Raw genomic sequence first — 26,248 nt, forward strand, 5'->3', positions numbered from 1 at the left:
GCACTGCGAAGCAGGGCATATTTTCACCACCTAAGAAACCTAAGACACTAAAGAAACACCTCAGAGTTTATGTGCTCAAAAACCTTAAATCACCAGTCAGTTAGGCGGTTCCACCAGGTGCGTTTCATCACCACAAACACCACCACCAACAGCGCCAGCACTATCCCCAGCCCCGTCCACTTGTTCAGGATCAAGTACATCGGCAGGAGCATGAGCAACAATTGCCCGGTGATTCCCAGAAACAAATTGAGCATGTTCACCCCAAAGTTTTTATTGCCTTCAAAAGTTGGATCTTCCGCCACCGCCAGCGCATGGATCGGTTTCCAAAAACCCCAGGGCCGCACCGTTTTGTAAAAGCTCAACAAAGTTTCCTGATTGGTCGCCGGCGCCGCATAGGTCCCCAGGATGCAGGCAATGAGCTGGATGACGATGAACACAGGGAAAAAGTACAACATCCGGGTCCCATCAAAATAATTGGTGATGCCACTCACCGACAAAGCGGGTGGAATGGCACTGGCCACAATCCCTGCCAACATCCCGTAAAAATACCCGGTCGCATTGAAGCGCCACCAGTACCATTTCAGCACGTTTGCACACACAAACCCACCATAAAGTCCGGCAGTAATGATGTTGAAAATCATGTTCACATCCTTGATGAACAAACCCAGGCCAATCCCAAAAATCACCATCACCACCCCACTCAGGTAACTCATGGTGATGATCTGCTTGCGCTCAGCTTGTGGATTGACGAATTTGAGGTAAATATCGTTCACCAAATAAGCCTGGCCCGCGTTCAGAGTACCGCTGAAGTTGCTCATAAAAGCGCCGAGGAAACCCGCCAAGACCAAACCAATCAAACCCACGGGCAGGTATTTGCTGATCACCGCAGGCATGATGCTTTCAAAATTGATGATGCCCTCCCCCAGGCGCGTAAGGTTCAATTGTTCAAAGTACAGAATGCCCAGCACACAAAAACCCATGGTCATGAAATACCGAATGGGCATCAGAATCACCGAAATAAAGCCACTCATCTTGGCGGCTTCCTCCGGGCTACGTGTACTCAGGATTTTTTGACAATCGTAATTGGGGGCTGGCCCTGCCAAACTTTTCATGATCCCGCTGATCAGCATCATCCCGACTACCGCCGAAAAGAGTTGATAGCCGTCTTTTTCCATTTTGATCCGCGCATCATTCAGCATGTCGGACCAATCCAGGCCCAAATGGGTACCGAAAAATGGTGAATCCCAGCCTCCAGGCACTTTGCTCAAAATATCCACATCCGATTGCGCCAGATGGTTCATCGCAATTACCCCCACAAACAGGGAGCAAACGATCATCACCATGTACTTGATCACATCGGCCAGTACAATCCCGTGCATGCCCCCCACAATGCTATAAAACATAGCCACCAGCGAAATGACTACCCCATAAAACTGGGCGGTATGGTGCTTCGAAGCTTGCAAGGCATTCACATACTCAGGGGTACCCAGGCCATACGCCCCTTCGCCCGCGCTCAGGAAAGGCAACACCTCGCGCACCCGCTCGTAAGGCAAGAAGATTTGTAAAAACTCGCCCACCCCCACAAAGGCGTAGGCCATGTACCCGATGCACAAAATGAGGGCAAAAAAGACCACGATCAGATGGCTTTGCCGCACACCCTTATCGTTGAGGCCAAAACGCGTGCCCAGCCATTCGGCCCCGGTTGTCGCATTGCTTCGCCTCAACCAGCGACTCAGGAAGACCATCAAAAAGATTTGGTTGAACACCGGCCACATCCAGGGGATGAACACACTTTTGAAGCCGTACAAAAAGGCCATACTCACCAGCAGCATGGTACCGCTGATGTCAAACATATCGCTGGCGTCACTCAAACCCAGCATGTACCATGGCAGGGTTTTGCCGCCCATCAGGTAGGCGTCTTTGCTTTTTTTGGCCTGGTTGCGCATGTACAAACCCAGCGCGATCATCAACGCGAAATAGGCGGCAATGATCAGGAGATCAAGCGTAGAGAGCATGAAAAAGATGTTTTTTTTGTTGTGATCAAAAATAAACTTTATAAAAAACGTATGATTAAAGCACATGGAATGTGTGACTAAGGAACGAAAAAAAAATAACTTGGCTGGAAATTTTTAAACAAGCATTAGATCATGACAAAAAACAAAAGCTTCCCCGAAAATTTCCTATGGGGCAGCGCTACCTCGGCTTACCAGATCGAAGGGGGCCATTTGAGCGATGGAAAAGGCCCCTCCATTTGGGACGTCTTTTGTATGATACCCGGCAAAGTCCACCAAGGCGACACCGGCAATACCGCCTGCGACCACTATCACCGCTTTCGCGAAGACGTGGCTCTAATGAAACAACTCGGCATCAAAGCCTACCGTTTTTCCATCTCCTGGCCCCGAGTGCTACCAGCCGGACGTGGGGCAGTGAATCAAGCCGGGATCGATTTTTACAACGCCCTCATCGACGAGTTGCTGCTAGCGGGGATCGAACCCTGGGTCACCCTCTACCACTGGGACTTGCCCGCCGCCCTGGAGTTTGAACTACACGGTTGGCTGGGCGAAGGCATCGCCGATGCTTTTACGGAATATGCCGATTTGTGTTTCCAGCACTTCGGCGACCGGGTCAAAAACTGGATCACCATCAACGAAGCCTGGGTGGTCGCCATCCTGGGCTACGGGCACGGTGTTTTTGCCCCCGGCATTCAATCCCCCGACCTGCCCTATCTGGCTGGCCACAACCTCCTGAAGGCGCACGCCAAAGCCGTACAGGTTTACCGCCAAAACTACCAGCCCCAACAAGGTGGCAAAATTGGCATCACCAACAATTGTGATTGGCGCGAACCCCTCACCGACAGTCCAGCCGATCAAGCGGCTGCTGAACGGGCCCTGGAATTTTTCCTGGCCTGGTTTGCCGATCCAATTTACAAAGGGGATTACCCGGCGGTAATGCGTGAGCGTTTGGGTGACCGTTTGCCTAGCTTTACGCCCGCAGAAAAGGAACTGATCCAGGGCTCCTCCGATTTTTTTGGCCTCAACCATTACACCACCATGTATGCCGCCGATGCGAGTGAAAACAACGCAGCAGGCAGTGTATACGGCAACGGCGGCCTGAGTGCGGACCAGGATGTGAACCTCAGCGTATCCCCCGATTGGGCGCTCACGGCCATGCAATGGGCCATCGTGCCTTGGGGTTGTCGCAAACTGCTGCAATGGATTACCGCGCGTTATGACAATCCACCCATTTACATCACTGAAAATGGTTGTGCTTTTGATGATCAATTGCGGGATGGGAAAGTGGCAGATCTGGAGCGGATCGCCTTTTTTGAGGGCTACCTGGGCGCAATTCAGGAGGCGATTGCCAGTGGAGTAAAGGTAGAGGGCTACTTCATCTGGTCGCTGCTGGACAATTTTGAATGGGCTTCGGGGTATTCCAAAAAATTTGGGATTACGTACGTGGAGGAAGGGACTTTGCGGCGGGTGCCGAAGGCTTCGGCGGAGTGGTACGCGGGGGTGATCGCTGAAAATGGTTGGTGATACCCTCTAAGGTGCTTCTTAAGTGCCTTAAGTTTCTTAGGTGGTGAAAAAAGAAACGCACTGCGGAGCAGGGCATATTTGCACCACCTAAGAAACTTAAGGCACTGAAGGGTCACCTTAGGGATTTGTGCGTAGCGTTAAACCTACACCTCACTCATCGCCAGGATCTTTTCAAACTCCGCTTCCGCCACTGGCATCACCGACAAACGGCTCAGTTTGATCAAACCAATATTCGCCAGCTCCGGTGTAGCCTTGATTTCCTTCAAAGTCACCCCCCGCTTCAGGCGACGTACCGGGATCACCTCCACCACCGACCAATCGCCCGATTCCGCCGTAGGGTCGGGGTAATGCTCCACGGCGACCTGGCAAATACCCACCACCTCCAGCCCGATGTTGCTGTGGTAAAACAAAACTTGATCCCCCTCCTGCATGGCCCGCAGGTTGTTGCGGGCAGCGTAATTGCGCACACCATCCCACATGCCGCGGCCAGTGCGTTCTAGTTCATCGTAGCTGTAAGCGTCGGGTTCGGATTTGACGAGCCAGTAGTTCATACTGATTTTTTTTGCCGCAAGTTAGAAAAGAATTTGGCAAGAAAACCTGTAAATTCCTTTGATCCTAATTGCTGTGATACTTGTTGATGTGTTTAAATTCTCCCTACCTTTACCCCCCAACCACACACTCTACAATGAACGAATTTTTCCGCACTCATTTCGGCCTCGTCGTCACCTTTCTCGGCATCTTGCTGGCCACTTCCATCGTGGCCTACATCATGGACCGCATCTCCAAACGGTTCATCGAAAAAGCCATCAAACTCATCAAAGGTGACCCAATTAATTACCATTTTTTGCGGCATTTTTTGTCGGGGGTGATTTATGTGATCGGTATTGGCTGGGCCATTTCTTCGGTGCCTAGCTTAAAAGCCATCGCAACTTCATTGTTAGGAGCGGCGGGAATTTTGGCGGTCGCGATTGGTTTGGCGTCGCAAAATGCTTTGTCGAATATCATAAGTGGTATTTTTATTGTTATTTTCAAGCCATTTAGCATCAACGATCGGCTGCGTTTGCGCGACAACAAGCTCAGTGGTTTGGTGGAGGACATTACCCTGCGGCACACCATCATTCGGGATTTTGAAAACCGCCGCATCATCATTCCCAATTCGGTGCTCAGCCAGGAGGTGATCATCAATGCCGATTTTGCGGACGATAAAATTTGTACCTTTTTTGAAATTACAGTGGATGTCAAGTCGGACATCGACTTGGTCAAAAGTATCTTGTCCGATGAAGCGCTGAAACATCCCCTGCGCTGCGACAACCGAACTTTCGAGGACATCGAAAGTGGGAAACCAGAAATGCTAGTCCGGGTGATCAGGATCGATGAATACGGCATCCGGTTACGCGCCTGGGTTTGGGCAAAAAACTCTGGCGATGCCTTTATCATCTCCTGCGACCTGTTTGAATCCGTAAAAAAACGCTTTGATCAAGCTGAGATCAGCATGCCTCAAGTGCCGCAGATTAAGGCTTTAAAGGCCGAAGAGGTATAATTCAATTCGACAAAACACTTATTTGTATTGTTTTAAAATCGTAAAACCCCTCGATTGTAGGTACAAAAAAGTAATGCCCGAATCTTTATTTAGACCAATCTAAATTATATTTTTGATTCATCAAATAAAGATCAACCTATGTTCCATACCATTACCGAAAGTTTTATCGCCTTGCATCCCATCCTGCAAGCGTTAATCGCAACCTGTTTCACCTGGGGGGTGACAGCATTGGGTGCTTCACTGGTTTTTTTCTTCAAAACCATCAACCAAAAGGTCCTCGACGCGATGTTGGGCCTGGCGGCTGGCGTGATGATTGCAGCCAGTTTTTGGTCGCTGCTAGCGCCGGCCATTGAGATGAGTGAGGGCAAAAGTTTGCCGGCCTGGTTGCCAGCCTTGATTGGCTTTATGGGCGGCGGTTTGTTCCTGCATTTTATCGATCAGTTTTTGCCGCACTTACACCTGGGTTTCGACAAAGCCGAGGGCGTGCCCACCAGTTGGCGAAGGAGTGTTTTGCTGGTTTTGGCCATCACACTGCACAATATCCCCGAAGGTTTGGCAGTGGGTGTGGCATTTGGGGCAGTTGCACAAGGGGTTCCCAGTGCCAGTTTGGGCGCTGCAGTAGCCTTGGCCATTGGAATTGGCATCCAAAACTTCCCGGAAGGCACTGCGGTATCTGTGCCCTTGCGCCGGGAAGGCATGACGCGTCGCAAGGCCTTCTGGTACGGGCAGTTATCGGGAATAGTGGAGCCCATCGCCGGGGTAATTGGCGCTGCGGCGGTACTGGTGATGCAGCCCATTTTGCCTTATGCGCTGGCTTTTGCGGCGGGTGCAATGATTTATGTGGTGGTGGAAGAATTGATCCCCGAGGCGCAGCATGCGGGCAATACGGATCTGGCAACCATGGCGACTTTGACGGGCTTCAGCATCATGATGGTGTTGGATGTGGCTTTGGGATAACCTCAGTGATGCATTCATTTTTTTCCTTTTCAATCGATCATCCCCCCATTTCACCCGACCATTCGGCATTTTTACCCGACACTTCCCAATTCGTTGAGTGGTCGACGTAATCCATTTGTCGACATTCAACCTCAAAGCACTGTCATTGATCGCCATTCCCAACGGGAGATCAAAAATTGAATTAATTTCACCCAAAATCTAAGTTCCTCACACGCTAAAAAGAGGGAATCCAATGACAGTGATCCAAAAATTCCTATCCCCTCGTTACCGCATTTTGTCGCATGGTTTGTTTTGGACCATCTACATGTTGTATGCCACGCTCCTATACGGGTCGACCCGAGATGATTATTGGCGGGGCTTTATGGAGGTGATTGCGACCCTGCCCATTAAAATGCTGGCAGTGTATTTTACTTTGTATTATTTGATTCCCCGTTTTTTGGATGCGCGCAAATACCCGAGCCTGATCCTGATGTTTTTGGTTTCAGCAATTTTGTTTGGGTATACCGATCGTTTGTTAATGCACACCTTTTACGTTCCCATTTACATCCCGGATTACGATTACGAAAAATATCCGCTGACCAGTTTGGCCAAGGCCATTCAACGGTCAAGTATTGTTTATCTGGTCGTATTTGCGGCCTCTGCCATTAAGTTGATCAAAAGAAACTACCAAACCGAACGTTTCAGCCAGGAATTGGGCAAAGAAAAACTGGATGCGGAGCTGAAGTTTTTGAAAGGGCAAATCCATCCGCACTTTTTGTTCAATACCTTGAATACACTTTATGCGCTGACGCTGCAAAATTCGCCCAAGTCTTCCGAAGTAGTGCTCAAGTTGTCGCACCTCCTGGATTACATGCTGTACGATTGCAACGTAGAGCTGATTCCCTTGCGCAAGGAAATCCAACAAATGCAAAACCTCATTGAACTGGAACAATACCGTTATGGCAATCGCCTGGAAGTGAGTTTTTCGGTTAAAGGAGACGTGAGTACCCAGCAAATTCCGCCGCTCCTGATGCTGCCTTTTGTAGAAAATGCTTTCAAACACGGGGTGAGCAAAGAAGTAGAAGAAGCCTTCATCAGTATAGATCTTACCTTAAAAGAACAACAGCTCAGCCTCCGAGTAGAAAATAGCAAAGCGGAAGACGACAACAAACCCGAGGCAGAATACACCAAAGGGATTGGTTTAAAAAACGTTTCGCGGCGGCTGGATTTGGTCTATGGAGACCAGTACGAATTGCAGGTTTTTGATGAAGAAGAGACTTTTATGATTGTGCTGAAAATTCCGCTGCAAAATTTTGATCAGGCTGGCGATTCCAAGGCGGCCACTAAAAGCACTTTGGTAAAATCCTTGAATTAAAAGCAAAATCTCTAAGTGCCTTTGGTTTCTTAGGTGGTGAAAAAAAGCAGCTATGACATTTTTTTACCACCTAAGAAACCAAAGACACCTAAGATCACCTCAGGTCGTCATCAACGAAGTTTTCCTGCCCATCGTCTAGCGGCAGCGCTTCCACTTGATCCAATAAATCCTTGGGCAATTGCTTCGAGGTTTTTGCCCCCAATTCCTTGATGCGTTCAGCGCGGCCGATCAGGGTATCGCCAAATTTGGGAGATTCCAGCAGTTTATTCATGGCATCCCGGTAAGCCAGTTGGGTTTGATCCAAACGGGTGCCGATGGTTTTGAGGTCGTCTACAAAAGCGCAAAACTTATCGTACAACAAGCCACTCTGGCGGGCAATTTCAAGCACATTGTTTTTTTGGCGCTCCTGTTTCCAGATGAAGGACACGGTGCGCATGGTCGCCAGGAGCGTTGAGGTAGTGACCAGCACGATGTTGCGCTCCAGGGCATCGGTGAACAACTTTTGATCCTGCTGCAAGGCCAGGGCAAAAGCTGGTTCAATCGGTACAAACAACATCAGGTAATCTGGTGTATTGATCTGATACAATTGCTGGTAGTTCTTCTCGCTCAAATCGCGGATATGGCGGCGCAGACTGTCAAGGTGCTCCTTGGCGGCCACTTGGCGCCCGAGGTCATCATTGGCCTGAAAGTAACGCTCATAGGCCGTGAGCGACACCTTGGAATCGATGATGAGGTGTTTGTTTTCGGGCAAATTGATGATGAAATCGGGGCGTTTGGCCCGGCCATTCTCGTCCACAAAACTGGCCTGGGTGCGGTAGTGTATGTCCCGGCTCAAGCCCGCTTTTTGCAGCAGTACCTCCAGTTGTAATTCCCCCCAGTCCCCCTGGGTTTTGTTGTCGCCTTTGAGTGCGGTAGCCAGGTTGTTGGCATCGGCGCTGAGCTGAGAGTTGAGTTCGCGCAGTTGTTCAATTTCTTTTTTGAGGGAGATGCGGTCGCGGGTTTCTTCGATGAACCGTTTTTCGGCTACGTCTTCAAAATCGCGCATGTGTTCGCGCAGCGGGTGTAGGAGTGCAGCGATTTGCTCCTGGTTTTGTGCAGTGAATTTTTGGCTTTTTTCCTCCAGTAGCCGATTGGCTATGTTTTCAAATTCCGTGCGGAAACGCGTCTGGAGTTGTTCCAATTCTTGCTTTTGGTGGTGGAGTTTGTCGTCGAGGTTGATGATCATTTGATCGCGTGAGGCCAGGTGGCCGGAGAGCTGACGGAGCTCCTCCATCCGTTGGCGGAGTTCTTGTTGCAAGCTCAGCAGTTGTCGCTCATTGGCTTCGTGCAGTTCTCGACGTACGAACTGTTTGTCCAAATCCGTCTTGAGTACCGCGTGGGTTTGCAAACGCAAACGTGCCCAAATCCAGGCCAGAATAGCACCGATCAAGAGGCCAACCAACAAAAAACCAAGAGTACCGTCCATAATACAGGATGTTTTGATTTTGTAAAGATAAAAAAAATCCTTACATAAAGTCAAAAACCCGGTGGTGATTTCTCTATTTTGCTTTGTTCAAAACCACTATGAAATTATAGTGGAACATAAACTATCCCCAAATCTGAAGACTACCAAAGCGACATTTTTTAGCACAAAGGACGCAATGGCAGCACAGAGGGCACAAAGATATGACGTTGACGAGGTTTTCTGGGCAAAATGAGGTTTAATTGAATCCAAAACTCGAGTGCACCGCTTTGTCAAAGTCTCGCCTTTGTGATCTTTGTGCTGCCTTTGTGTCCTTTGTGACAATATGCTGCTTTAGCAATTTTCTAAAAAATTCGAGATGACTCCCATTTAGTTTTTCCCCAATTCCTCTGCCCGATGTAAAGCCGCAAAAGCCCCACTGACGATGTCTGCTTTCAGCGCATTTTCGCCAAAAGACTTTAATGCCGCTTCAGTGGTGCCGCCACGGGAAGCTACCCGTTGGATCCATTCTTCACAAGATAGGTTAGTCGCCAGGTACAATTCCACTGCGCCCAAAAAAGTCTGACTCACCAGCAATTCCGCTTCGGAGTGCGAAAAACCCATCTGCTTGGCCCCGTCCATCATCGCGTCCATAAAATACCAGACGTAAGCTGGGCCGCTACCAGAAATGGCGGTTGTCGCATCGATGAAGGATTCATCTTCTACATAAACCGTTTTGCCCGTCGTGTTGAGCAGATTTTGCACCATTACCAGTTCGATGCGCGTCACTGCGTCCGAAGATGTGAAAGCCGTCATACCCCGACCAATTTGCGCTGGCAGGTTGGGCATGGCCCGAATCACCTTGCTCACTTGCAGCGATTCCGCGATGGTGGCAATTTTCACCCCAGCCATAATCGACAAAAACACCTGTTGGGGGTGTACATGGGGGCGTAAGCCATCAAAAAGGAGGTTGGTATCCTGGGGTTTGACGGCCAGGATGATCAAATCGGCCCGTTGAATGCAGTCTTCCGCTGCACCATACACCGTGCCGATGTCTTTTTGAGCCAGAATCGCCGCCCGTTCAGGTGACTTTTCCAGAATCATCATGTCTTCTTTAGTGGCGATGTGCGAACGCAGGAAACTTTGGGCGTAGGTAAGCCCCATATTGCCGCCCCCAATGATTAAAATTTTCATTTCTTGTTCAGGTTCAAATGATTAACAAAACTGGTCGTGGATTTGGCAGGGCATGCTGGAAAAGGTTGTAAAGGTACAAATCCTCGTGGTGCAGACAAATTTTCAAAAAAAATTACTTTTCCAGCAAACAATGTTGCAACATTCAATGTATAGACATATATTTGCAGCGTTATGAGAATTGAAGAAGCAATCAAACAGAACAAACCATTTAGCTCGGAGTTCCAGAAGTCCATTGTGAATCTGGTCTACACAGCTTCATGGTGGAACCAGGTGGCTACTCGCTTGCTGAGGCCTTTCGGCATTTCGCAGGAGCAGTACAACATCCTGCGCATCTTGCGGGGGATGGGTGATCAACCAGCGACCATCAAAACGCTTACGGAACGGATGTTGGACAATAACTCCAATGCCTCCCGTTTGGTTGAAAAGCTCAAGAAAAAGGCTTTGGTGGAACGTTTGGAATGCCCGATGGATCGCCGCCGGGTAGACATTACCATCACGGCAAAAGGTTTGCAATTGCTGGACGAAACTTCAAAAATCATGGAGAGCGACATGCACAAGAACTTTAAACATTTGACTGAAGCAGAAGCGCAACAGCTCAATGAATTGTTGGATAAAATGCGGGGATAAATGCCCTGTCCTTTATATTTTTTGTACAAATCACCATTAAAACAGAAAAATGAAACATCTGACTTTTGTTATGGCCTTCGCTGCGGTGTTGAGCCTGGCGTTCACGAATCCAGTAGAAAAAGCCGCTGCTTACAAAGTAGACGTAAAGGGCAGTACTGTGAAGTGGACTGCTTATAAAGTTACGGGCAAACACTTTGGCAAAATCAGCTTAAAAACTGGCTCTATTGAAATGAGCAAAACCAAACTGAGCAAAGCCAGCTTTGAAGTAGACATGACTACCTTGACAGTGGAAGACATCACTGGCGAATATGCTGACAAACTGAAAGGCCACTTGGTAAGCGACGACTTCTTCAGCGTAGAAAAGCACAAAACTGCGAAGTTTGTCTCTACCAAAATCGTTCCCAACGGCAAAGGTGGTTTCAGCGTAACGGGCGATTTGACCATCAAAGGCATCACCAAGCCAATCACTTTTGATGCTGCGGTGAAAAACGAAGGTGGCAAAATTGTAGGTACTTCTGCCATCAAAGTTGACCGCACCAACTACGACATCAAGTACGGTTCCGGCAAATTCTTCCAGGGCCTAGGCGACAAGGCGATTTATGATGAGTTTGATCTGGAAGTGAGCTTGGTAGCGAGCAAGTAAGTGAAGAGTGAAGAGTGAAGAGTGAAGAGAATATACTAAACGGTGGAATCCAAATGGTATACAACTTTTCACTCTTCATTTTTCACTCTTCATTTTTCATTTCCTTCGGAACAAATGGCCGAATCATCAACCTCAAGGACTGATCATAGGTCACGTAATTCCAAACCCAGTTGATAAAAACCATCACTTTGTTGCGTACGCCGAGTAGTTGAAAGAGGTGTACAAAAAGCCAGACCAACCAGGCAAAAAAGCCCTGAAATTTGAAGCCAGGCAAATCCACCACTGCCTTATTGCGCCCGACTGTGGCCATTGAACCCAAATCGCGGTATTTGAACGCGACCGCTGCTTTTCCTTTTTGTTTTCTTGTGAATGCATCGGCTAGATAAGCCCCCATCTGCATGGCTACCTGAGCCACTTGCGGGTGTCCTTCCGGAAATTTTTCATCTCCAGTCACCAAGGCCACATCACCCAGGGCGTATACGTTTTCCATCCCAATCACCTGGCAATGATTGTCCACTTTGAGGCGATTGCCGGGGCCAATGGCTTCTGCGGGGAATCCTTCAAAAATGGCACCTACAATTCCTGCGGCCCAAATCACCTTGCGCGAGCGAATCTGAGTCCCGTCTTTCATCGTCACTATTTCGCCGTCGTAGGCGGTTACCCGGTTGTTGAGGATCACCTTGACGCCCATTTTTCGCAAAAACTGCAGGGCTTTTTTAGCGGCCTCATCGGACATGCCTTTGAGCAATTGGTCCCCACTTTGGATGAGAATGATTTCAATTTCGGAGCAATCCATTTCAGGATAATCCTTGGGCAGAATGTACTTGCGCATTTCGGCCAGGGAGCCAGCCACTTCGACCCCGGTTGGGCCACCCCCTACAATCACGATATCGATGTAGCCTTGCCGTTCTGCTTCGTCGGTGATCGACAAGGTTTTTTCATAATCATCCAAAATGCGGTTGCGCAGGTACAGCGCCTCGGAGACCGATTTCATCGGCAAGGCTTTGGCGGCGAGGGAAGCATTGCCAAAAAAATTGGTGTCAGCTCCAGTTGCAATCACCAGATGATTGTAGTTGACAATGCCCAGGGGTGTTTGCAAGCGCTTTTTATCGTACTCAATGGCCGTTACTTCAGTGACCCGAATGAACACATTTGAACTACCTTGAAAAAACTTGCGCAGGGGGAAAGCAATCGAACTGGGTTCCAGACCCGCCATCGCCACTTGGTAAAACAGCGGTTGAAACTGGTGGTAATTGTTTTTATCAATCAAAACCACTTGATAATTGGCTTTGAGTAGTTTTTTGGCTAGCAGCAGGCCCGCAAAACCACCACCAACGATGACGATGCGTTCCAAGGTGCTTTCAGGGATATTGATTTTCATGTTTATTCAACTTTACGCCAATTCAAACTGCAATTTTGCCAACGCATTGTACGCCCCATCGGGGATGGACGATAGTTCATCGTGGGTACCTTTTTCAATGATGGTCCCGCCATCCAGAACATAGATGCAATCAACATCACGAACGGTAGCAAGGCGGTGAGCAATGATGACCGAAGTACGCCCAACCATCAGTCTGTTCAAGGCTTCCTGTACCAGTTTTTCGGATTCGGCATCCAAGGAAGAAGTCGCTTCATCCAACAGCAGAATGGCTGGATCTTTCAGGATGGCGCGGGCAATGGCAACCCTTTGACGTTGGCCACCGGAGAGTTTCACCCCTCTTTCCCCCACCAGGGTATCCAATCCCTCTGGAAAGGAGTTGATAAAATTCCAGGCATTAGCCTGCCGCGCTGCCTCGATGATTTCCTCATCGCTGGAGCCGGGCCTGCCGTAAGCGATGTTTTCACGGATGGATCCACCAAAAAGCAGCACTTCTTGGGGCACAATGCCAATATTTTGCCGGTATAAGCTCAATTCGTAGTCATAAATAGACTGGCCATCCACCAAAATTTCGCCAGTCCCGAGTCCATAAAACTGCAAGAGCAACTGCATAATGGTTGACTTGCCGCCGCCACTGGCACCCACCAGTGCAATTTTGCTACCTGCTGCAATGTCAAAGCTCACCCCTTTGAGCACGGGCATATCCGGGCGACTTGGGTAAGAAAAATGTACGTCGCGGTAGCTGATTTCGCCACTGAAGCGTTGTTTGCCTTCAGGGGCTGTGAGGGTTTGAACCGTCACTTCAGAAGGTTGATCCATGATGTCCAGGATGCGTTCGGTAGCTCCGATGGCGGAAACGATTTCGGTGTAAAAATTGCCCAAACTTGCAATGGCCGTGCCAATGATGCCCGTAAATACTGCAAAGTCTAGCAGGTCACCTTTCAGCATTTCTCCTTTTTCTACCATTATTGCCGCCTGCCAAATGATGAAAAACAAGGCGCCAAACATCACAAAAATGATGAAGGCGGCAAAAAGTCCCCGCATCCGGGCAGCTTTGAGGGAAATGCTCACCATCTCGGTGAGGCTGGAACTATAACGTTTGACCTCGAAATCCTCATTGGTATAGGCTTTGACCGTTTGAATGCTCTGCATGGTTTCTTCTACAACCACGTTGGTTTCGGCCAATTGATCCTGGCGGGCACGCATGAGTTTGCGGATGTAGCGCCCAAAAAACATGGCCGAAATGACCACAATTGGCACGGTGGCCAACATGATCAAAGCCAGTTTTGGCATGGTAAAAACGATGATGAACACCCCACCCAAAAACACGATGATTTGGCGGATGAATTCGGCGATGGTCAACGAAACAACCCCTTGTACCTGGGTGACATCGCTGGTGATGCGGCTGGTCAACTCCCCTACCCTTCGCTCTTCCAGAAAAGGAATACCCAGGGTGACGAGCTTTTGGTACAAGTCCCGGCGCAAGGCAGCCATACTTTTTTCACTCACCACGGCAAACAATTGCACGCGCAGGTAAGAGAATACACTTTGAACTGCCAACAAGGCGATGACCACGAAAAAAGCCATATTGGTACTGAGGCCATATTTGGACTCTCCGGAGATGATGTTGAGGATTTCCCCCGGCAATTTCATGATCACCAAAAAGAGTCCACTACCAACAATCAAAAAAAACATACCCCAAATAAATGGCCATTTGTAGGGTAGAATGTATTGGAATACCTTTAAAGACCGCCGCAATCGTTCTCCACTCAGTTTTCGTTGTTCTCCTTCGGCACGATCGGCGCGATTTCTAGCCATTGACATAGTGATGGATTAATTTGTGTGCGCAAAAGTAAACTATTTAAGCTCGTGCAGGGTATACTTTAGGGCCTTTGTTCGACGTTAGACTAGCGTTACCCGGAAAAGCTTATACAGACACTCGTCCAATTGAAAAATGAGTCCAATGAAGAAATTGTTGCTGGCCCTTGCCATGATTTTACCTTTTTATGGCATTAGCCAGGATTTAGACTTCGGCATTACGGGGGGCATTGGCCTGTACTCGGGTGATCTTTCACCCAAAGAATTTGCCATTTATCCGAATGATTACGGCTTAGCGGGGGGAATCTTTTTGCGCCAGCGCTACTCGCGCTTTATAGGCGTCCGTGCCGGTTTAACCCTTACAAAAATTATGGGTGATGAGCGCAACAACGGGGTGAATGTGGAGCGTGGGCTTAATTTCCAGAGTAACATTACCGAATTCTCCCTAATTGGAGAGATTCACCTTTTCCATATTGGTTACGCCCGCAACAAAACGGTGATTTCACCTTACGTGGCCTTTGGATTAGGGCTTTTTGCCTTTAATCCCAAAATTGATTTTAATGGCCAAATCCTGGAGTTGCGTGCCCTGACTACCGAAGGACAGGGCTTGGATGGGTATCCAAATCGCTACAACCTCACCCAGTTCAACATCCCTTTTGGTGCCGGAGTGAATATTTTGATCAATGACCGTTTGACGATTGGGGCTGAACTCATTTTCCGCTCTACTCTTACGGACCATCTCGACGATGTCAGCGATGCACGGGTCAAATATGGCGACATATTAACCAACCGGAGCGAACTTTCTGCACGCATTAGTAACCCACTTCTGGATCCGGCGAGTGCCGAAAACCTGGAAGTGACGTATTCACGCGGTGGCAAACACAACGATTGGTATAGCATTCCAGCTTTGACCCTTTCCTGGCGGATAAAAAGTTCGGGGAAGTCGAAGAGTAAGTATTCGAAGTTTATGGAGTGTCCGAGGTTTTAATAATGCCTTCCATATCAAAAGTCAATTACCAAATTGTTGTCAAAATTAAAACATGGAAACAATGAAATTCTTCTTGCTAGCAAAATAAGCAATTGCTGCATGCATAACAATTGCATTGCTGACAAACGTGTGTTTAGAGATTTATACCTCAACTACATCTATCATCTTGTAACCCGCCGCTTTATCGGCGGGCTCAGACGCACCCCACCCCTCACATCTATCATCTTTTCCAGAGGCCACATCAAAAAAACTTCCGCTCCTATTTGATCATTCAAGAAAAAACCCTATTTTTGATCAAATTCATTACCTGCCTTACAACACTATTCAGTGCTAAACTTGCCAAATCACATTTGGCTATCACTGTTTTCACCACCTTTCGATAGGCATTATTTTTCCCAGTACAGTACTACCTGTCCCTGGACGGTATTACTTCAACCTACTCGAAATGGCTCAAATACGAATCTGGATTCACGGCGTATGGGGAACCAAAAGCAGGAAGAACACCATCGAAAAAAGACTTTTGAGGAAGAATGCCAGCTTTTTATGGAAAAGTATGGATTCATACGGATGCTGGGCTAAAAGTTGATATGATGCGCGCTCTGGAAAAGATGATAGATGTGAGGGGTGCGTGGGCTTGAGTCCCGCCGATAAAGCGGCGGGTTACAAGATGATAGATGCTGGAATCATACTACTGGACATTTTTTGAGCCGCGAAGACATAAAGCGCTATTAATCAGCAAGTTTTTACTTAGTGCCTTTGAGTCTTTGTGGCAAAAAAATAAAAATGTCCAGTAGTGTATGCTGGAATGGGTTATTTTGGTAGGGCTGGGGTGTTTTCTTGGGACGCGGTGAATCAGAATATTGATTTCACACTAATTTAACCCCATTCTTACCTTAGCTTCGCCTAAAAATGCTTTTCTTATCGCGTTTTTAATCTTAGCCTGTAGGTATGTATCACAAACGCGACATCTCCTGGTTGTCCTTCAACCATCGAGTACTTCAAGAAGCCAAAGATCCTGCGGTTCCGCTCTACGAACGTATCAAGTTTTTGGCCATATACAGTTCCAATCTGGATGAGTTTTTCCGGGTACGCGTGTCGGCCCTGCGGCAGTTTCAAAAGATTGATAAAAAAGAACGCAAGTCTATTCTGGAGGTGAAGCCAAAAAAAGAACTCCGGGAAATCAAAAAAATCGTACACCAACAACAAGTTGAATTCGGGATCATTTTTCGCAGCCAGATCATCCCAGCACTGCGTGAAAAGGGCATATCTTTGATCAATGAGCACCACCTTTTTAACAGCGAACAAAAACAATTTGCCCGGGAGTATTTTCAGGAAAAGATACTTCCTCACCTGCAATACCAGCGCATTGAGGACACTTTTGACGTGCCTTTTTTACAAAACCGCAATTTGTATTTTGTAGCGGTTTTAGCCCAATCGGATGAACTGGGTTTGGTCAATATTCCTTCCGATGTTTTGCCGCGTTTTGTAACCCTACCGGGATCAGAAGGCCAATTTCAGGTTACCTTTTTGGATGAAATCATGCGGGCCAATCTGGAGCAATTGTTCCCGGAAGGTGTCCAGTCTGCTTATTCTATCAAAATTTCCCGCGATGCCGAGCTGTACATCGACGACGAATACACCGGAGATTTACGGGAAAAAATCAAGGCCAGTCTGGCGGAACGATCCATCGGCGCACCGACCCGCCTTTTGTACGATAGCGCCATGAGCATCGAGCTGACCAAACGATTAAAAGACATTTTTCAGCTGAAAAAAAATGACCTTTTCCCCGGAGCGCGGTACCACAACTTCAGCGACTTTTTTGCGTTTCCGGCACCCTCCGGATCGGAAGACTTGTTCGACGTTCCCAGGCCTCCCCTACCCCATCCAATTCTGGAACAAGCTCAATCCATTTTTCAGGTCATTGGCAAACAGGATGTTTTGTTGCATTTTCCTTATCAAAAATACGATTACATCCCCCACTGGATCGAAGAAGCCGCCGCTGACCCTGCCGTGGAGGAGATCAAAATCACTTTGTACCGGGTGGCCAAAAACTCATCCATTGCCCAGGCTTTGGTGCGGGCTCAGGAAAATGGCAAAAAAGTAACTGCGTTTGTAGAGGTCAAAGCGCGTTTTGATGAAGCATCCAATCTGCACTGGGGCGAAACCCTACAAGCAGCAGGTGCGCAGGTCATCTATTCTCGTCCGGGCATCAAGGTGCATTCCAAAATTCTGTTGATCATCCGCCAAGAAGCCGCTGGTCTTCGGCATTACGCCTACCTGGGCACGGGTAATTTTAATGAAAAAACGGCTACTTTATACACCGACCATGCCCTGCTCACTGCTGATGAACGCCTGAGCCTGGAAGTAGCTGAAGTATTTCATTTTTTAGAAGAAAAACCCTTGCAGCGCAGTTTCCAACACCTGATGGTTTCGCCTGTGAACAGTCGCCGCAAATTTATGGCTTGCATTGAACGGGAAATTGCCAATGCCAAAGCTGGCCAGATGGCCTGGATGATGATCAAGATGAACAGTCTGGAGGATCAGGCTATGATTGACAAGTTGTACGAAGCCAGCCAGGCTGGGGTGCAGATTCAACTCATCATTCGGGGTATTTGTTGCTTGGTGCCCGGAGTGCCCGGGCTCAGCGACAACATTGAAGCCATCAGCATCATCGATCGGTTTTTGGAGCACGCCCGAGTGTATTACTTCGCCAATGGGGGTCAGGAGGAGTTGTACCTGGCTTCAGCGGATTGGATGACCCGCAATCTCGATCGCCGGGTAGAGGTCGTTTTTCCCATTTATGACCCTTTGCACAAACAAGAACTGGTCAAAATGCTGCACGCCCAGTGGGCAGATAACGTCAAAGCCCGAGTGCTCAATTCCAGCCTGGACAACCCGCGCAAGGTAGTTGCAGCCGGAGAAGCCGCCCTGCAAGCCCAAAAAGAGATTTATTTAACCCTGCATACTTAACTATTAGTCAATTCATTGCATTTTTTTCTTCACACATTCCAATCCACTGCACTACAAATCTGTGATAATTTCAAGGATTATGTAATTTTGACAAATTTTTCCCAAGTGCCATTAACTAACCAATCTTAGTAACAGTGAAAGGAATTAATGATTTGAGAGATTGGGTTTTCCGCCAGGTACACACTAAAAACCTGGTGTACAACACCTGCTGGGAGGACCCTCGTTGCGACCGTCAGTTGCTTCAGTTGAATCAAGACAGTGAAGTGGTCATGATCACCAGTGCTGGATGCAATGCATTGGATTATTTGCTAGACGATCCCCAAATAATCAATTGCATTGACATGAACCCCCGGCAAAATGCTTTGCTTGAACTCAAAAAATCAAGCTTCCAACACGCTAGCTATGCTGAGCATTGGGCCATGTTTGGCGACGGGGTGATGCCGGAATTTGACACTTTTTACCAGGAAAAACTGCGCGGCGCCCTACCCGATTTTGCACAAGAATATTGGGACGACAACTGGAAATACTTTAATGGTAAAGGTATTCGGAAAAGTTTTTACCACTTCAGTACTTCGGGTACCTTGGCCTGGATTTTCAACAAATACCTGAAAACCCGCAAGAAACTCTACCGCCAAATCAAGCACATTTTTGAAGTAGGCAGCCTGGAAGAGCAGACCAAAATCTACAACCGGATTGAATCAAAGATTGCCAATAAACTGGTTGAGTTTGTGGTGAATCGCCACTTGACCATGTCGATGGTAGGGGTTCCCCGCAGCCAACAATTGTTGTTTGCCAAAAAATACGAACGTGGCGCCATGGGTTTCATTCAGGAATGCTTGCGCAAGGTGTTTACCCAAATTCCTACCCACGACAACTATTTCTACCGCTTGTATCTGGATGGCAAATACACCAAAACCTGTTGTCCTTCCTACCTGGAAGCGCAAAATTTTGAGGTATTGAAAGATCGGATTGATCAAATCCAAACCCATACCTGTACCATCAGCGCCTTTTTGAAAAACAATCCGGGTAAATACTCGCACTTTATTTTGCTCGACCACCAGGACTGGCTCGCTGCCAACAACATTCCCGTGTTGGAGGAAGAGTGGCAGTTGATTTTGGCCAATAGCCGCCCAGGCACCCGCATTTTGTTGCGTTCGGCGGCGCACCAGGTCGACTTCTTCCCAAAGTTTGTGCTGGATGCGGTTGATTTTGAGCAGGAACTGACTACTAAGACCCATGGCGAAGACCGCGTGGGGACTTATGCGAGTGTGTATTTGGCAATAGTGAAATAAGTTGAGGAGTGAAAAGTGAAAAAACAGACCAAACGGTGGAATCCAAATGGTGTAGCTTTTCACTTTTCACTTTTCACTCCTCAACGCCTAATAACATAAAATGGCTTTCGAAAAATTCGATTCGCTCTCCGAAGCAGAGCAGAACAGTACCATGCAGCGTTATTACAAGCTGCAATCCAAAATTTACGACGCGACCCGCTGGAGTTTTCTTTTTGGCCGCAACCAAATCATCCGGGAAATTCCCATGGACGACAATGGCCAATGGAATATTTTGGAAGTGGGTTGTGGAACCGGTTACAACCTGAACAACCTGGCCAAACGTTTTCCCAAAGCCAAATTAACCGGCTTGGATGTATCTACCGACATGGTAGACCTTTCCATCAAAAACACCCAGGGTTATGCCGATCGGGTTACGGTATTGGCCCAACCTTATATGCTGGGCGACACCGCCTGGAACGAAAAACTGGATTTGGTACTTTTTTCCTACTCCTTGACCATGATCAACCCTCACTGGAAAGACCTGATCATGCAAGCAAAGGCAGACCTCAAACCTGGTGGTTTCATTGCTGTAACCGATTTTCACGATTCCCGCAATCTATGGTTCAAAAAACACATGGCCAACAACCACGTGCGCATGGACAGCCACCTTACCCCCCTGCTCAGCCAAGAATTTACACCCGTAGTCAATCAGGTGAAATCGGCGTATTTAGGGGTGTGGCATTATATGTTGTTTGTGGGAAAGAAAGCCTAAGTAGTCGGGCAAAAATAAGTGTTCATTTTTCCTGAGCCAAAGGATTAGATAAAACACTTAAAATGAACCGTTTACTTATCTAATCCTTTGGCAAAATGAAACACTTATTTTTTATCGCCCTAAGCCATGGCAGCAACAATAGAAGAACTCAACGAGGTCATTGAGCAGCGCCCGGATTATGCCGACGCGTATTTCAATCGGGCCATTATCCACACCTCGGAGCGCCGCTACGAAGAGGCGCTGGCCGACTATGCCAAGGTCATTGAGCTGAATCCCACTGACCTTGGTGCCTACAACAACCGGGGCAATCTTTATATTTTTTTCAACCAAGCAGAGCAGGCCATCCAGGATTTTGATCAGGCGATTGCCCTCAATCCACACGACCCGGATGCCTACTACAATCGCGCCATACTGTTTACAGAAATGGGCCGATTGGACGAGGCGTTGGAGGATTACAATGCAGCGGTAGAAAAGAATTTTCAGGATCCCGCCATCTATTTCAATCGAGCAATGGTCCTCTTGCGGCAAGGGGATTGGGAAACCGCCTTGAAAGATTTGGGCCAAACCATCCAATTGCGCCCGGATCATGCCGATTCCTACGTGGCGCGTGCCAACGTCTACATGGATTTGCGGCAGTATCAGGAAGCGCTGGACGACTACAGTTTAGCCATCCGAATTCGGCCCCAATTTTTGATCGCCCATTTCAATCGTGCCAATCTTTTGAACATGTTGGGGCCGCGTTATGCCGCAGCGGCTTTGCAGGATTACAATCAGGTGTTGGAAATCAATCCCAAAGAAGTCAACGCCTTGATTTCACGCGGGAATGTATTGGATGATCTGGAGCGTTACGAAGAAGCGCTAGCCGATTATAGCGAGGCCATCAGCCTGCAACCTGAAGGCAGTGATGCCCGTTTCAACCGCGCCATTGTATACAAAAAACTGGAACAATACGAAGAGGCCCTCGCCGATTATTCTACCATCATTGAGTTGCATCCACTGGATGCTGAAGCGTACAACAATCGGGGCAATTTATTGAGTGATCTGGGCCGGGAAGAAGAAGCACTATTCGATTACGGTATGGCCATTCAAAATCAGCCTGATTACGCCGAAGGTTATATCAACCGGGCCATTGTATTAAAAGCAATGGGGCGAATTGGTGAAGCGCGTGAGGATTATGCCCAAGCGCTTGCACTGAATCCAGATCTGAGTGGAGTAATAGATCTTTGATTTTTTTATTAAAAATCGGTATTTTTTTATTAAACATCAACTGTTTTGCCTTTTCCTTGTTGGAAGCAGAAGGCAAAACAGTTTTTTTTTTGCAAAAAATATTATCTAGCAAAAAATTTACTACATTTAAGCTTGTTATCTGGTATTCACATCCCTTTTGGTAAACTCCCTTTTTTTACGCTGTTATACTTGTACTGAGATTTCTACAACACTTTTTTACTCATTTGGAGGGAGAAAAGACTAAATTTCTATTGACTCCTCTCTTCAGAAACGGAACCTTATGAACCATTCAGCTATTGATCTGGATGATCAAAAACACACTTCGGAGGCCAAACTAACGACGGGTTTTGTGAATATTGCTGTTGCTTTACGCGCCATGTTATGGCAAGAATGTTTAGCAGCCAATATTAGTCCCATTCAGGGCCAGATTCTTATTTTTTGTCTCAATCACCCACCACAACTTTGTCGCATTGGTTCTTTAGCTAGAGAATTCTGCCTGACCAAGCCCACTATCAGCGATGCCGTCAAAACATTGGAGCGAAAAGGATTATTGACCAAACACAATGACCCGGAAGACCTGCGGAGTTTTGATTTGATTCTAACTGTGCAGGGCGTAGAAATTGCCAATCAGGTGGCCAGATTCCCCGATACGCTACAGCAATTGTTGGAAGGTGTTCCCGAAACACGCAAGGCTCAGTTGGAACAGTTGTTGATCCTACTGACGGTACAATTAAAAGAACTGGGCATTTTGAGTGGGCAAAGGTCATGTGTATCCTGCCAACACAGCATCAAGCCGCGCAACAAAAAGAACTACTATTGTACGCTGTATCAAACTAAAATGGGACGGGCGGAGATCAGGTTGAATTGTGCGGATTTTCAGGCGGTGCCTTCGTAGGGGTAGTAGATGCATAATCTGAGGTGAGTCTATGGTTTCTAAAGTTTCTTAGGTGGTACCTGCGAAGCAGGGTATTCTTTCACCACCTAAGAAACCTAAGACACTAAAGGAACCACCTAAGCAATGAGGAGCAAGAAGCGACTACCTCAATTCCCCGTCATAATCAGCGGCGAATTTTTGCCATCCATGATGATGATCTTCGCATTGGGAGAAGCAGCTAATTCTTTTTGGGCTTTGATCTTTTCGTATTGCAGTAATTTGTCACTTATCGTTGAAGTCAAAATCCGCTGGTAATCGGAAATACCCTGGGCTTCTACCCGTTTGCGATCCGCTTCCTGGCGTTCTTTGTCCAGTACAAAGCGCATTTTTTGGGATTCCTGCTCCGCATTGATTTTAGATTCAATCGCCAATTTGACCGATTGGGGCAGGTTGAGGTTCCGGATGAGCACTTGTTCGACTACAAACCCACGCTTGGTAAATTCCTTTTCAATGGCCGTAAACAAACGCTGCTGGAACTCTTCCCGCTTATTGGAGTAGAGTGCCACGGCATCGTAGTTGGCGGCTAAATCGCGGATTTTGGTACGCGTAATGGGGCGCACTACCACATTGCTAAAGTCTTCACCAATGGTCCGCAGAATGGTTGGTGCTTTGGTGGACATGACCCGATACAAAATTGTCAGGTCGATGATGACTTCCAACCCATCTGCAGACAATACGCGGATGGCGTCATCGCCATTTTGATCTCCTTCGTCGTGCACGGCAGACATGGTGTAGTTCAGGGTTTTTACATCAAATTTAACCACATCCATGATGGGATTAACTATGCTTAACCCTTCCGTCAGTACTCGTGTTTGTATTTTTCCGAATAAGGTTTGTACGCCTACCGTACCTGCCGGGATTTGTACAAAACAAGAGGAAATAAAACCCAATACAATCAATGCAAAACCAATCAAATAACCAATACGGCCCAGTTTTTTGAAATTGGGGCTGGTATTGGAAATGACGTTGAGCACAATGATGGCGATAATACCAAAAGTAATGAGTACCATAAGTTGCTGTTTTTTTGTAGGTCAAGAGCTTGTTTAAGTGCTCTAAGTTAGGTGTACAGACCTGACTTGCCAAGGATGTTGGAGGAAGGTAGGAACAAATGCGATGAAATCCTAATAATGATCGTTTGAATCCAATTTGCTGCAATAAAAAACCGCCAAAAAGTAAGTGATACTTTTTGGCGGCGGAGGGGTTGTAGTTGGTCGATGTAATTAATTTAGAGTTTTAATAAACGCTAAGGAAAATACTTATGGAGTAAAGTAATTATTTCATTTGAAGTTTCCACCAGAGCTTGTTTCATTGCTAAAGAATAGTCATATACTGCTGTCGATTCAATTTCTGGTGAATGTACAGGTTCATAATGCGCCCAACTGTCTTGAGTTACTTCTTTTACAATGGTTTCTTCAAAGATCAATCGATTGGATTGGGGGTCAACGCCCCTCATGGTCAGTTTTATACGCGCTTTATTTTGAGGTACAAGGTTGTATAAATCTTTCCCCGAAGATTCCATAAATTCCTGTAAATGTATAGTAACCAAAGTAAGGGGACGGTTTAGGCTTTTTTGTTTTATTTTTTCAATAAAATCCTGCTCATTTTTCCACTCTACATTTAATTTATTTACATCTAACAGTTCAGTATTTATAGGCATTGCCCAATTGTGAATGACGCGTTCGAGCACCCCGGAAAGTGGGGATTTGGCATTGTTTAACGCCAAATTATTGCTCAGGATAAAACCTCGTCGGACGTTTGATTGATTGTCATCCGCAACGGGGAAATCGACTCGCCTGGTACTTGTATGGTCTGTTCCTGGTTTGGGTTCAGTTGGTTGTTGCGTGGTAGGTCGATCGTGATCGTGTACTGGGAGGAACGAGCCCCCCAGTCCCTGATCCTGGTGCAGTGGTGGAGTATTGGCGGGATCGGCTTTGACGCCGACCGCACCAATCACTGGCATATCATGATAGTACAAACCCGTGAGCAGCAAGAAGCCGATCAGCATAGCCGTACCAATTTTATTCAGTTTTTCAAAACGCTTTTTATCCGCTTCGCGAATTTTATCAGCTCTTTTTGGGTCATTAACGGGTACAGGGGGCGTTTTAATCCCCTTGTCTTTGTCCTTATCGGCACTGTTGTTTAGATGAGGGTAAATTTTTTGCATATGGTTGTTAGTGTTTTTCGGCTTATAAGCTTGTTTGGGTTTTCAGTCCAAGAGCAAGTCAAAAACTTTGTCTTTGGCGCAAATAAAAATTTCGGTGATGGCCTCCGAGCTGGTGTTGAGCTGTTCGGCCAATTCGTGAATGGACATTCCATTGTTGATCCCCTGAAAAACCAAGACTTCCCGATTGTCCAAATTTTCGGAGAACAAGTCTTTCAATTTGGGCATTTTGAGCTGCTCGTTGGCGTACACCCCGGTGATCATTTTCATCACTTCATCGTGTCGCTCGGGGGTTCCAAAAGTGCTCATGACTTTTTCGGCTAAATTGAAATACATTCCTCGGTACATCTTAAAATAGAGCAGTACCTCTGAGAAATCTTTCAACAATGCATCCAAGTCAAGACAGTTAACCTGATTTTTGCCCAAAACATTCCCGAATTGCTCTTTTTCTTGCAAAAGATTTTCGATGTCTGTATCAAAAAAGCGCGACAAGGTATATAGTACGTCCAGCTTTGGGAAAGAACGTTGATTTTCGTACGAGGCCAGGGCCGTGCGGGAAATGTCGACATCCTCTTCTTTCAAAGCCATCACCAGCTCCTCCTGCGTATACCCTTTGGCTACCCGCAAACGGATCAGGTTTTCCGCTAGATTCTTCTTTAGTTTCTCCTCCAACATGGTACAGTATTGACAGCTTGCCGGAATGTTGCGTTTAACCGATGTTCAACCGTTCAAAGAATTCTGACAAGCCTAAGCTTTACAAAGTTACAGGTATCTGACATAAAAAGCAACATTTGTTAATGAATTTGTCATTTATAATCACAAATCTTAAAAATTGCCATTTTTAATGACAAAAAATTTGCGCACTTAAAATAGTGCATTATCTTTGCAGCGTCATTAAAGAAAACCCGTCCCTAAGTAAAGCAACTCTCATCCGGTTAACCGGTAGCATTTCAATAGGTCGGACACAAATGGAACTAAGAGCTTGTTTAAAATTTTTTGTTTTGCTGCAAATGGCCCGATTTAGGGTGAATTTCGTTCCGAAAATGCTCATGTAGCGCTGCTACACTCCGCTTTTCGTGCCTCATTCACCCCGAATCGGCCTCATTTTCGCCTAAAACAAAAATATTTAACCAAGCTCTAAAACCGCTGGTTTTCAGTTCCATTTGTATCCGGCCTTATTTTTTTAGAGAAAAAGCGGGCCAGCACTTGGCTTTTTCCCCCACACTGTTGTATCTTTGCGTGCGCTAAAAAAAGACGTAGCGTTTTTATCAATCCGGGTAATTAGCTCAGTTGGTTTAGAGCGCTGCTTTGACAGAGCAGAGGTCACAGGTTCGAGTCCTGTATTACCCACGAGATAGGGTGTGGGTGTGAGTGTGATTCTCAAACTTCGTTTGAGAAGTGTGGGTGTGATTGGTGCACCGCGCCTGAGATTGGAAG

General features: G+C 47.1%; 21 protein-coding genes and 1 tRNA gene. 13 read left to right on the forward strand and 9 right to left on the reverse strand.

Features of this window, described 5'->3' with window-relative positions; genetic code table 11:
• Nucleotides 1–89: 89 nt before the first annotated feature.
• Nucleotides 90–2,015, reverse strand: a complete 1,926-nt coding sequence (locus ACEW9O_RS10755) for a sodium:solute symporter family protein (protein WP_373550165.1) — start codon at nucleotides 2,013–2,015, stop codon at nucleotides 90–92.
• A 132-nt stretch (nucleotides 2,016–2,147) separates the two neighbouring features.
• On the opposite strand from ACEW9O_RS10755, the gene ACEW9O_RS10760 reads away from it, so the two are divergent.
• Nucleotides 2,148–3,536 carry a GH1 family beta-glucosidase gene (locus ACEW9O_RS10760; RefSeq protein ID WP_373550166.1) on the forward strand — a complete coding sequence of 463 codons (1,389 nt, stop codon included), beginning with the start codon at nucleotides 2,148–2,150 and terminating at the stop codon, nucleotides 3,534–3,536.
• A gap of 143 nt (nucleotides 3,537–3,679) precedes the next feature.
• Here ACEW9O_RS10760 and ACEW9O_RS10765 read toward each other — a convergent pair whose 3' ends face one another.
• Nucleotides 3,680–4,087, reverse strand: a complete 408-nt coding sequence (locus tag ACEW9O_RS10765) for an EVE domain-containing protein (RefSeq protein ID WP_373550167.1) — start codon at nucleotides 4,085–4,087, stop codon at nucleotides 3,680–3,682.
• A 134-nt stretch (nucleotides 4,088–4,221) separates the two neighbouring features.
• Between ACEW9O_RS10765 and ACEW9O_RS10770 the strand changes: the two genes are divergently transcribed.
• The 3 genes from ACEW9O_RS10770 (at nucleotide 4,222) to ACEW9O_RS10780 (ending at nucleotide 7,387) form a co-directional block, all read left to right on the forward strand.
• A complete protein-coding gene (locus ACEW9O_RS10770) occupies nucleotides 4,222–5,076 on the forward strand; it encodes a mechanosensitive ion channel family protein (RefSeq protein ID WP_373550168.1) in 855 nt (284 codons plus the stop codon).
• Between the two features lie 138 nt (nucleotides 5,077–5,214).
• Nucleotides 5,215–6,033: a ZIP family metal transporter gene (locus ACEW9O_RS10775; protein WP_373550169.1), complete on the forward strand. Its 819-nt coding sequence runs from the start codon at nucleotides 5,215–5,217 to the stop codon at nucleotides 6,031–6,033.
• Between the two features lie 232 nt (nucleotides 6,034–6,265).
• Nucleotides 6,266–7,387: a sensor histidine kinase gene (locus ACEW9O_RS10780; RefSeq protein ID WP_373550170.1), complete on the forward strand. Its 1,122-nt coding sequence runs from the start codon at nucleotides 6,266–6,268 to the stop codon at nucleotides 7,385–7,387.
• A 94-nt stretch (nucleotides 7,388–7,481) separates the two neighbouring features.
• Here the strand turns inward: ACEW9O_RS10780 and rmuC are convergent, their stop codons facing one another.
• Nucleotides 7,482–8,852 carry a DNA recombination protein RmuC gene (rmuC, locus tag ACEW9O_RS10785; RefSeq protein WP_373550171.1) on the reverse strand — a complete coding sequence of 457 codons (1,371 nt, stop codon included), beginning with the start codon at nucleotides 8,850–8,852 and terminating at the stop codon, nucleotides 7,482–7,484.
• Nucleotides 8,853–9,218: 366 nt separating this feature from the next.
• The gene (gene proC, locus ACEW9O_RS10790) at nucleotides 9,219–10,022 is read right to left on the reverse strand and encodes a pyrroline-5-carboxylate reductase (RefSeq protein ID WP_373550172.1); all 804 of its coding nucleotides are present in this window, start codon (nucleotides 10,020–10,022) and stop codon (nucleotides 9,219–9,221) included.
• Between the two features lie 171 nt (nucleotides 10,023–10,193).
• Between proC and ACEW9O_RS10795 the strand changes: the two genes are divergently transcribed.
• Both ACEW9O_RS10795 and ACEW9O_RS10800 read left to right on the forward strand, forming a co-directional pair.
• The gene (locus ACEW9O_RS10795; protein WP_373550173.1) at nucleotides 10,194–10,649 is read left to right on the forward strand and encodes a MarR family winged helix-turn-helix transcriptional regulator; all 456 of its coding nucleotides are present in this window, start codon (nucleotides 10,194–10,196) and stop codon (nucleotides 10,647–10,649) included.
• A gap of 49 nt (nucleotides 10,650–10,698) precedes the next feature.
• Nucleotides 10,699–11,292: a YceI family protein gene (locus ACEW9O_RS10800; RefSeq protein WP_373550174.1), complete on the forward strand. Its 594-nt coding sequence runs from the start codon at nucleotides 10,699–10,701 to the stop codon at nucleotides 11,290–11,292.
• 82 nt (nucleotides 11,293–11,374) lie between these two features.
• Here the strand turns inward: ACEW9O_RS10800 and ACEW9O_RS10805 are convergent, their stop codons facing one another.
• Nucleotides 11,375–12,673 (reverse strand): NAD(P)/FAD-dependent oxidoreductase, encoded by a 1,299-nt coding sequence (locus ACEW9O_RS10805; protein ID WP_373550175.1) that lies wholly within the window; start codon nucleotides 12,671–12,673, stop codon nucleotides 11,375–11,377.
• Nucleotides 12,674–12,685: 12 nt separating this feature from the next.
• Entirely contained in the window at nucleotides 12,686–14,494 is a 1,809-nt protein-coding gene (locus ACEW9O_RS10810) for an ABC transporter ATP-binding protein (protein ID WP_373550176.1), read from the reverse strand.
• A 139-nt stretch (nucleotides 14,495–14,633) separates the two neighbouring features.
• Here ACEW9O_RS10810 and ACEW9O_RS10815 point away from each other — a divergent pair, with 139 nt between their 5' ends.
• From ACEW9O_RS10815 to ACEW9O_RS10840, 6 genes are all read left to right on the forward strand, one after another.
• A complete protein-coding gene (locus tag ACEW9O_RS10815) occupies nucleotides 14,634–15,476 on the forward strand; it encodes a DUF6089 family protein (RefSeq protein ID WP_373550177.1) in 843 nt (280 codons plus the stop codon).
• 948 nt (nucleotides 15,477–16,424) lie between these two features.
• A complete protein-coding gene (ppk1, locus tag ACEW9O_RS10820; protein ID WP_373550178.1) occupies nucleotides 16,425–18,446 on the forward strand; it encodes a polyphosphate kinase 1 in 2,022 nt (673 codons plus the stop codon).
• Between the two features lie 134 nt (nucleotides 18,447–18,580).
• A complete protein-coding gene (locus ACEW9O_RS10825) occupies nucleotides 18,581–19,738 on the forward strand; it encodes a DUF3419 family protein (RefSeq protein WP_373550179.1) in 1,158 nt (385 codons plus the stop codon).
• Between the two features lie 100 nt (nucleotides 19,739–19,838).
• Nucleotides 19,839–20,489 (forward strand): class I SAM-dependent methyltransferase, encoded by a 651-nt coding sequence (locus ACEW9O_RS10830; protein WP_373550180.1) that lies wholly within the window; start codon nucleotides 19,839–19,841, stop codon nucleotides 20,487–20,489.
• A gap of 126 nt (nucleotides 20,490–20,615) precedes the next feature.
• Nucleotides 20,616–21,716 carry a tetratricopeptide repeat protein gene (locus tag ACEW9O_RS10835; RefSeq protein WP_373550181.1) on the forward strand — a complete coding sequence of 367 codons (1,101 nt, stop codon included), beginning with the start codon at nucleotides 20,616–20,618 and terminating at the stop codon, nucleotides 21,714–21,716.
• A gap of 280 nt (nucleotides 21,717–21,996) precedes the next feature.
• Nucleotides 21,997–22,611, forward strand: coding sequence for a MarR family winged helix-turn-helix transcriptional regulator (locus ACEW9O_RS10840; protein WP_373550182.1), 615 nt, complete (start codon nucleotides 21,997–21,999; stop codon nucleotides 22,609–22,611).
• Nucleotides 22,612–22,757: 146 nt separating this feature from the next.
• On the opposite strand, the gene ACEW9O_RS10845 is transcribed toward ACEW9O_RS10840, so the two are convergent.
• The 3 genes from ACEW9O_RS10845 to ACEW9O_RS10855 form a co-directional block, all read right to left on the reverse strand.
• Nucleotides 22,758–23,660, reverse strand: a complete 903-nt coding sequence (locus ACEW9O_RS10845; RefSeq protein ID WP_373550183.1) for an SPFH domain-containing protein — start codon at nucleotides 23,658–23,660, stop codon at nucleotides 22,758–22,760.
• 233 nt (nucleotides 23,661–23,893) lie between these two features.
• A complete protein-coding gene (locus ACEW9O_RS10850) occupies nucleotides 23,894–24,814 on the reverse strand; it encodes a hypothetical protein (protein WP_373550184.1) in 921 nt (306 codons plus the stop codon).
• A gap of 42 nt (nucleotides 24,815–24,856) precedes the next feature.
• A complete protein-coding gene (locus ACEW9O_RS10855) occupies nucleotides 24,857–25,486 on the reverse strand; it encodes a helix-turn-helix transcriptional regulator (RefSeq protein ID WP_373550185.1) in 630 nt (209 codons plus the stop codon).
• 600 nt (nucleotides 25,487–26,086) lie between these two features.
• Between ACEW9O_RS10855 and ACEW9O_RS10860 the strand changes: the two genes are divergently transcribed.
• Nucleotides 26,087–26,161: transfer RNA gene (locus tag ACEW9O_RS10860), tRNA-Val, on the forward strand.
• Nucleotides 26,162–26,248 lie beyond the last annotated feature (87 nt).

The sequence above is a fragment of the Haliscomenobacter sp. genome, from assembly GCF_041740695.1.
In the GTDB taxonomy this organism is placed as follows: domain Bacteria; phylum Bacteroidota; class Bacteroidia; order Chitinophagales; family Saprospiraceae; genus Haliscomenobacter.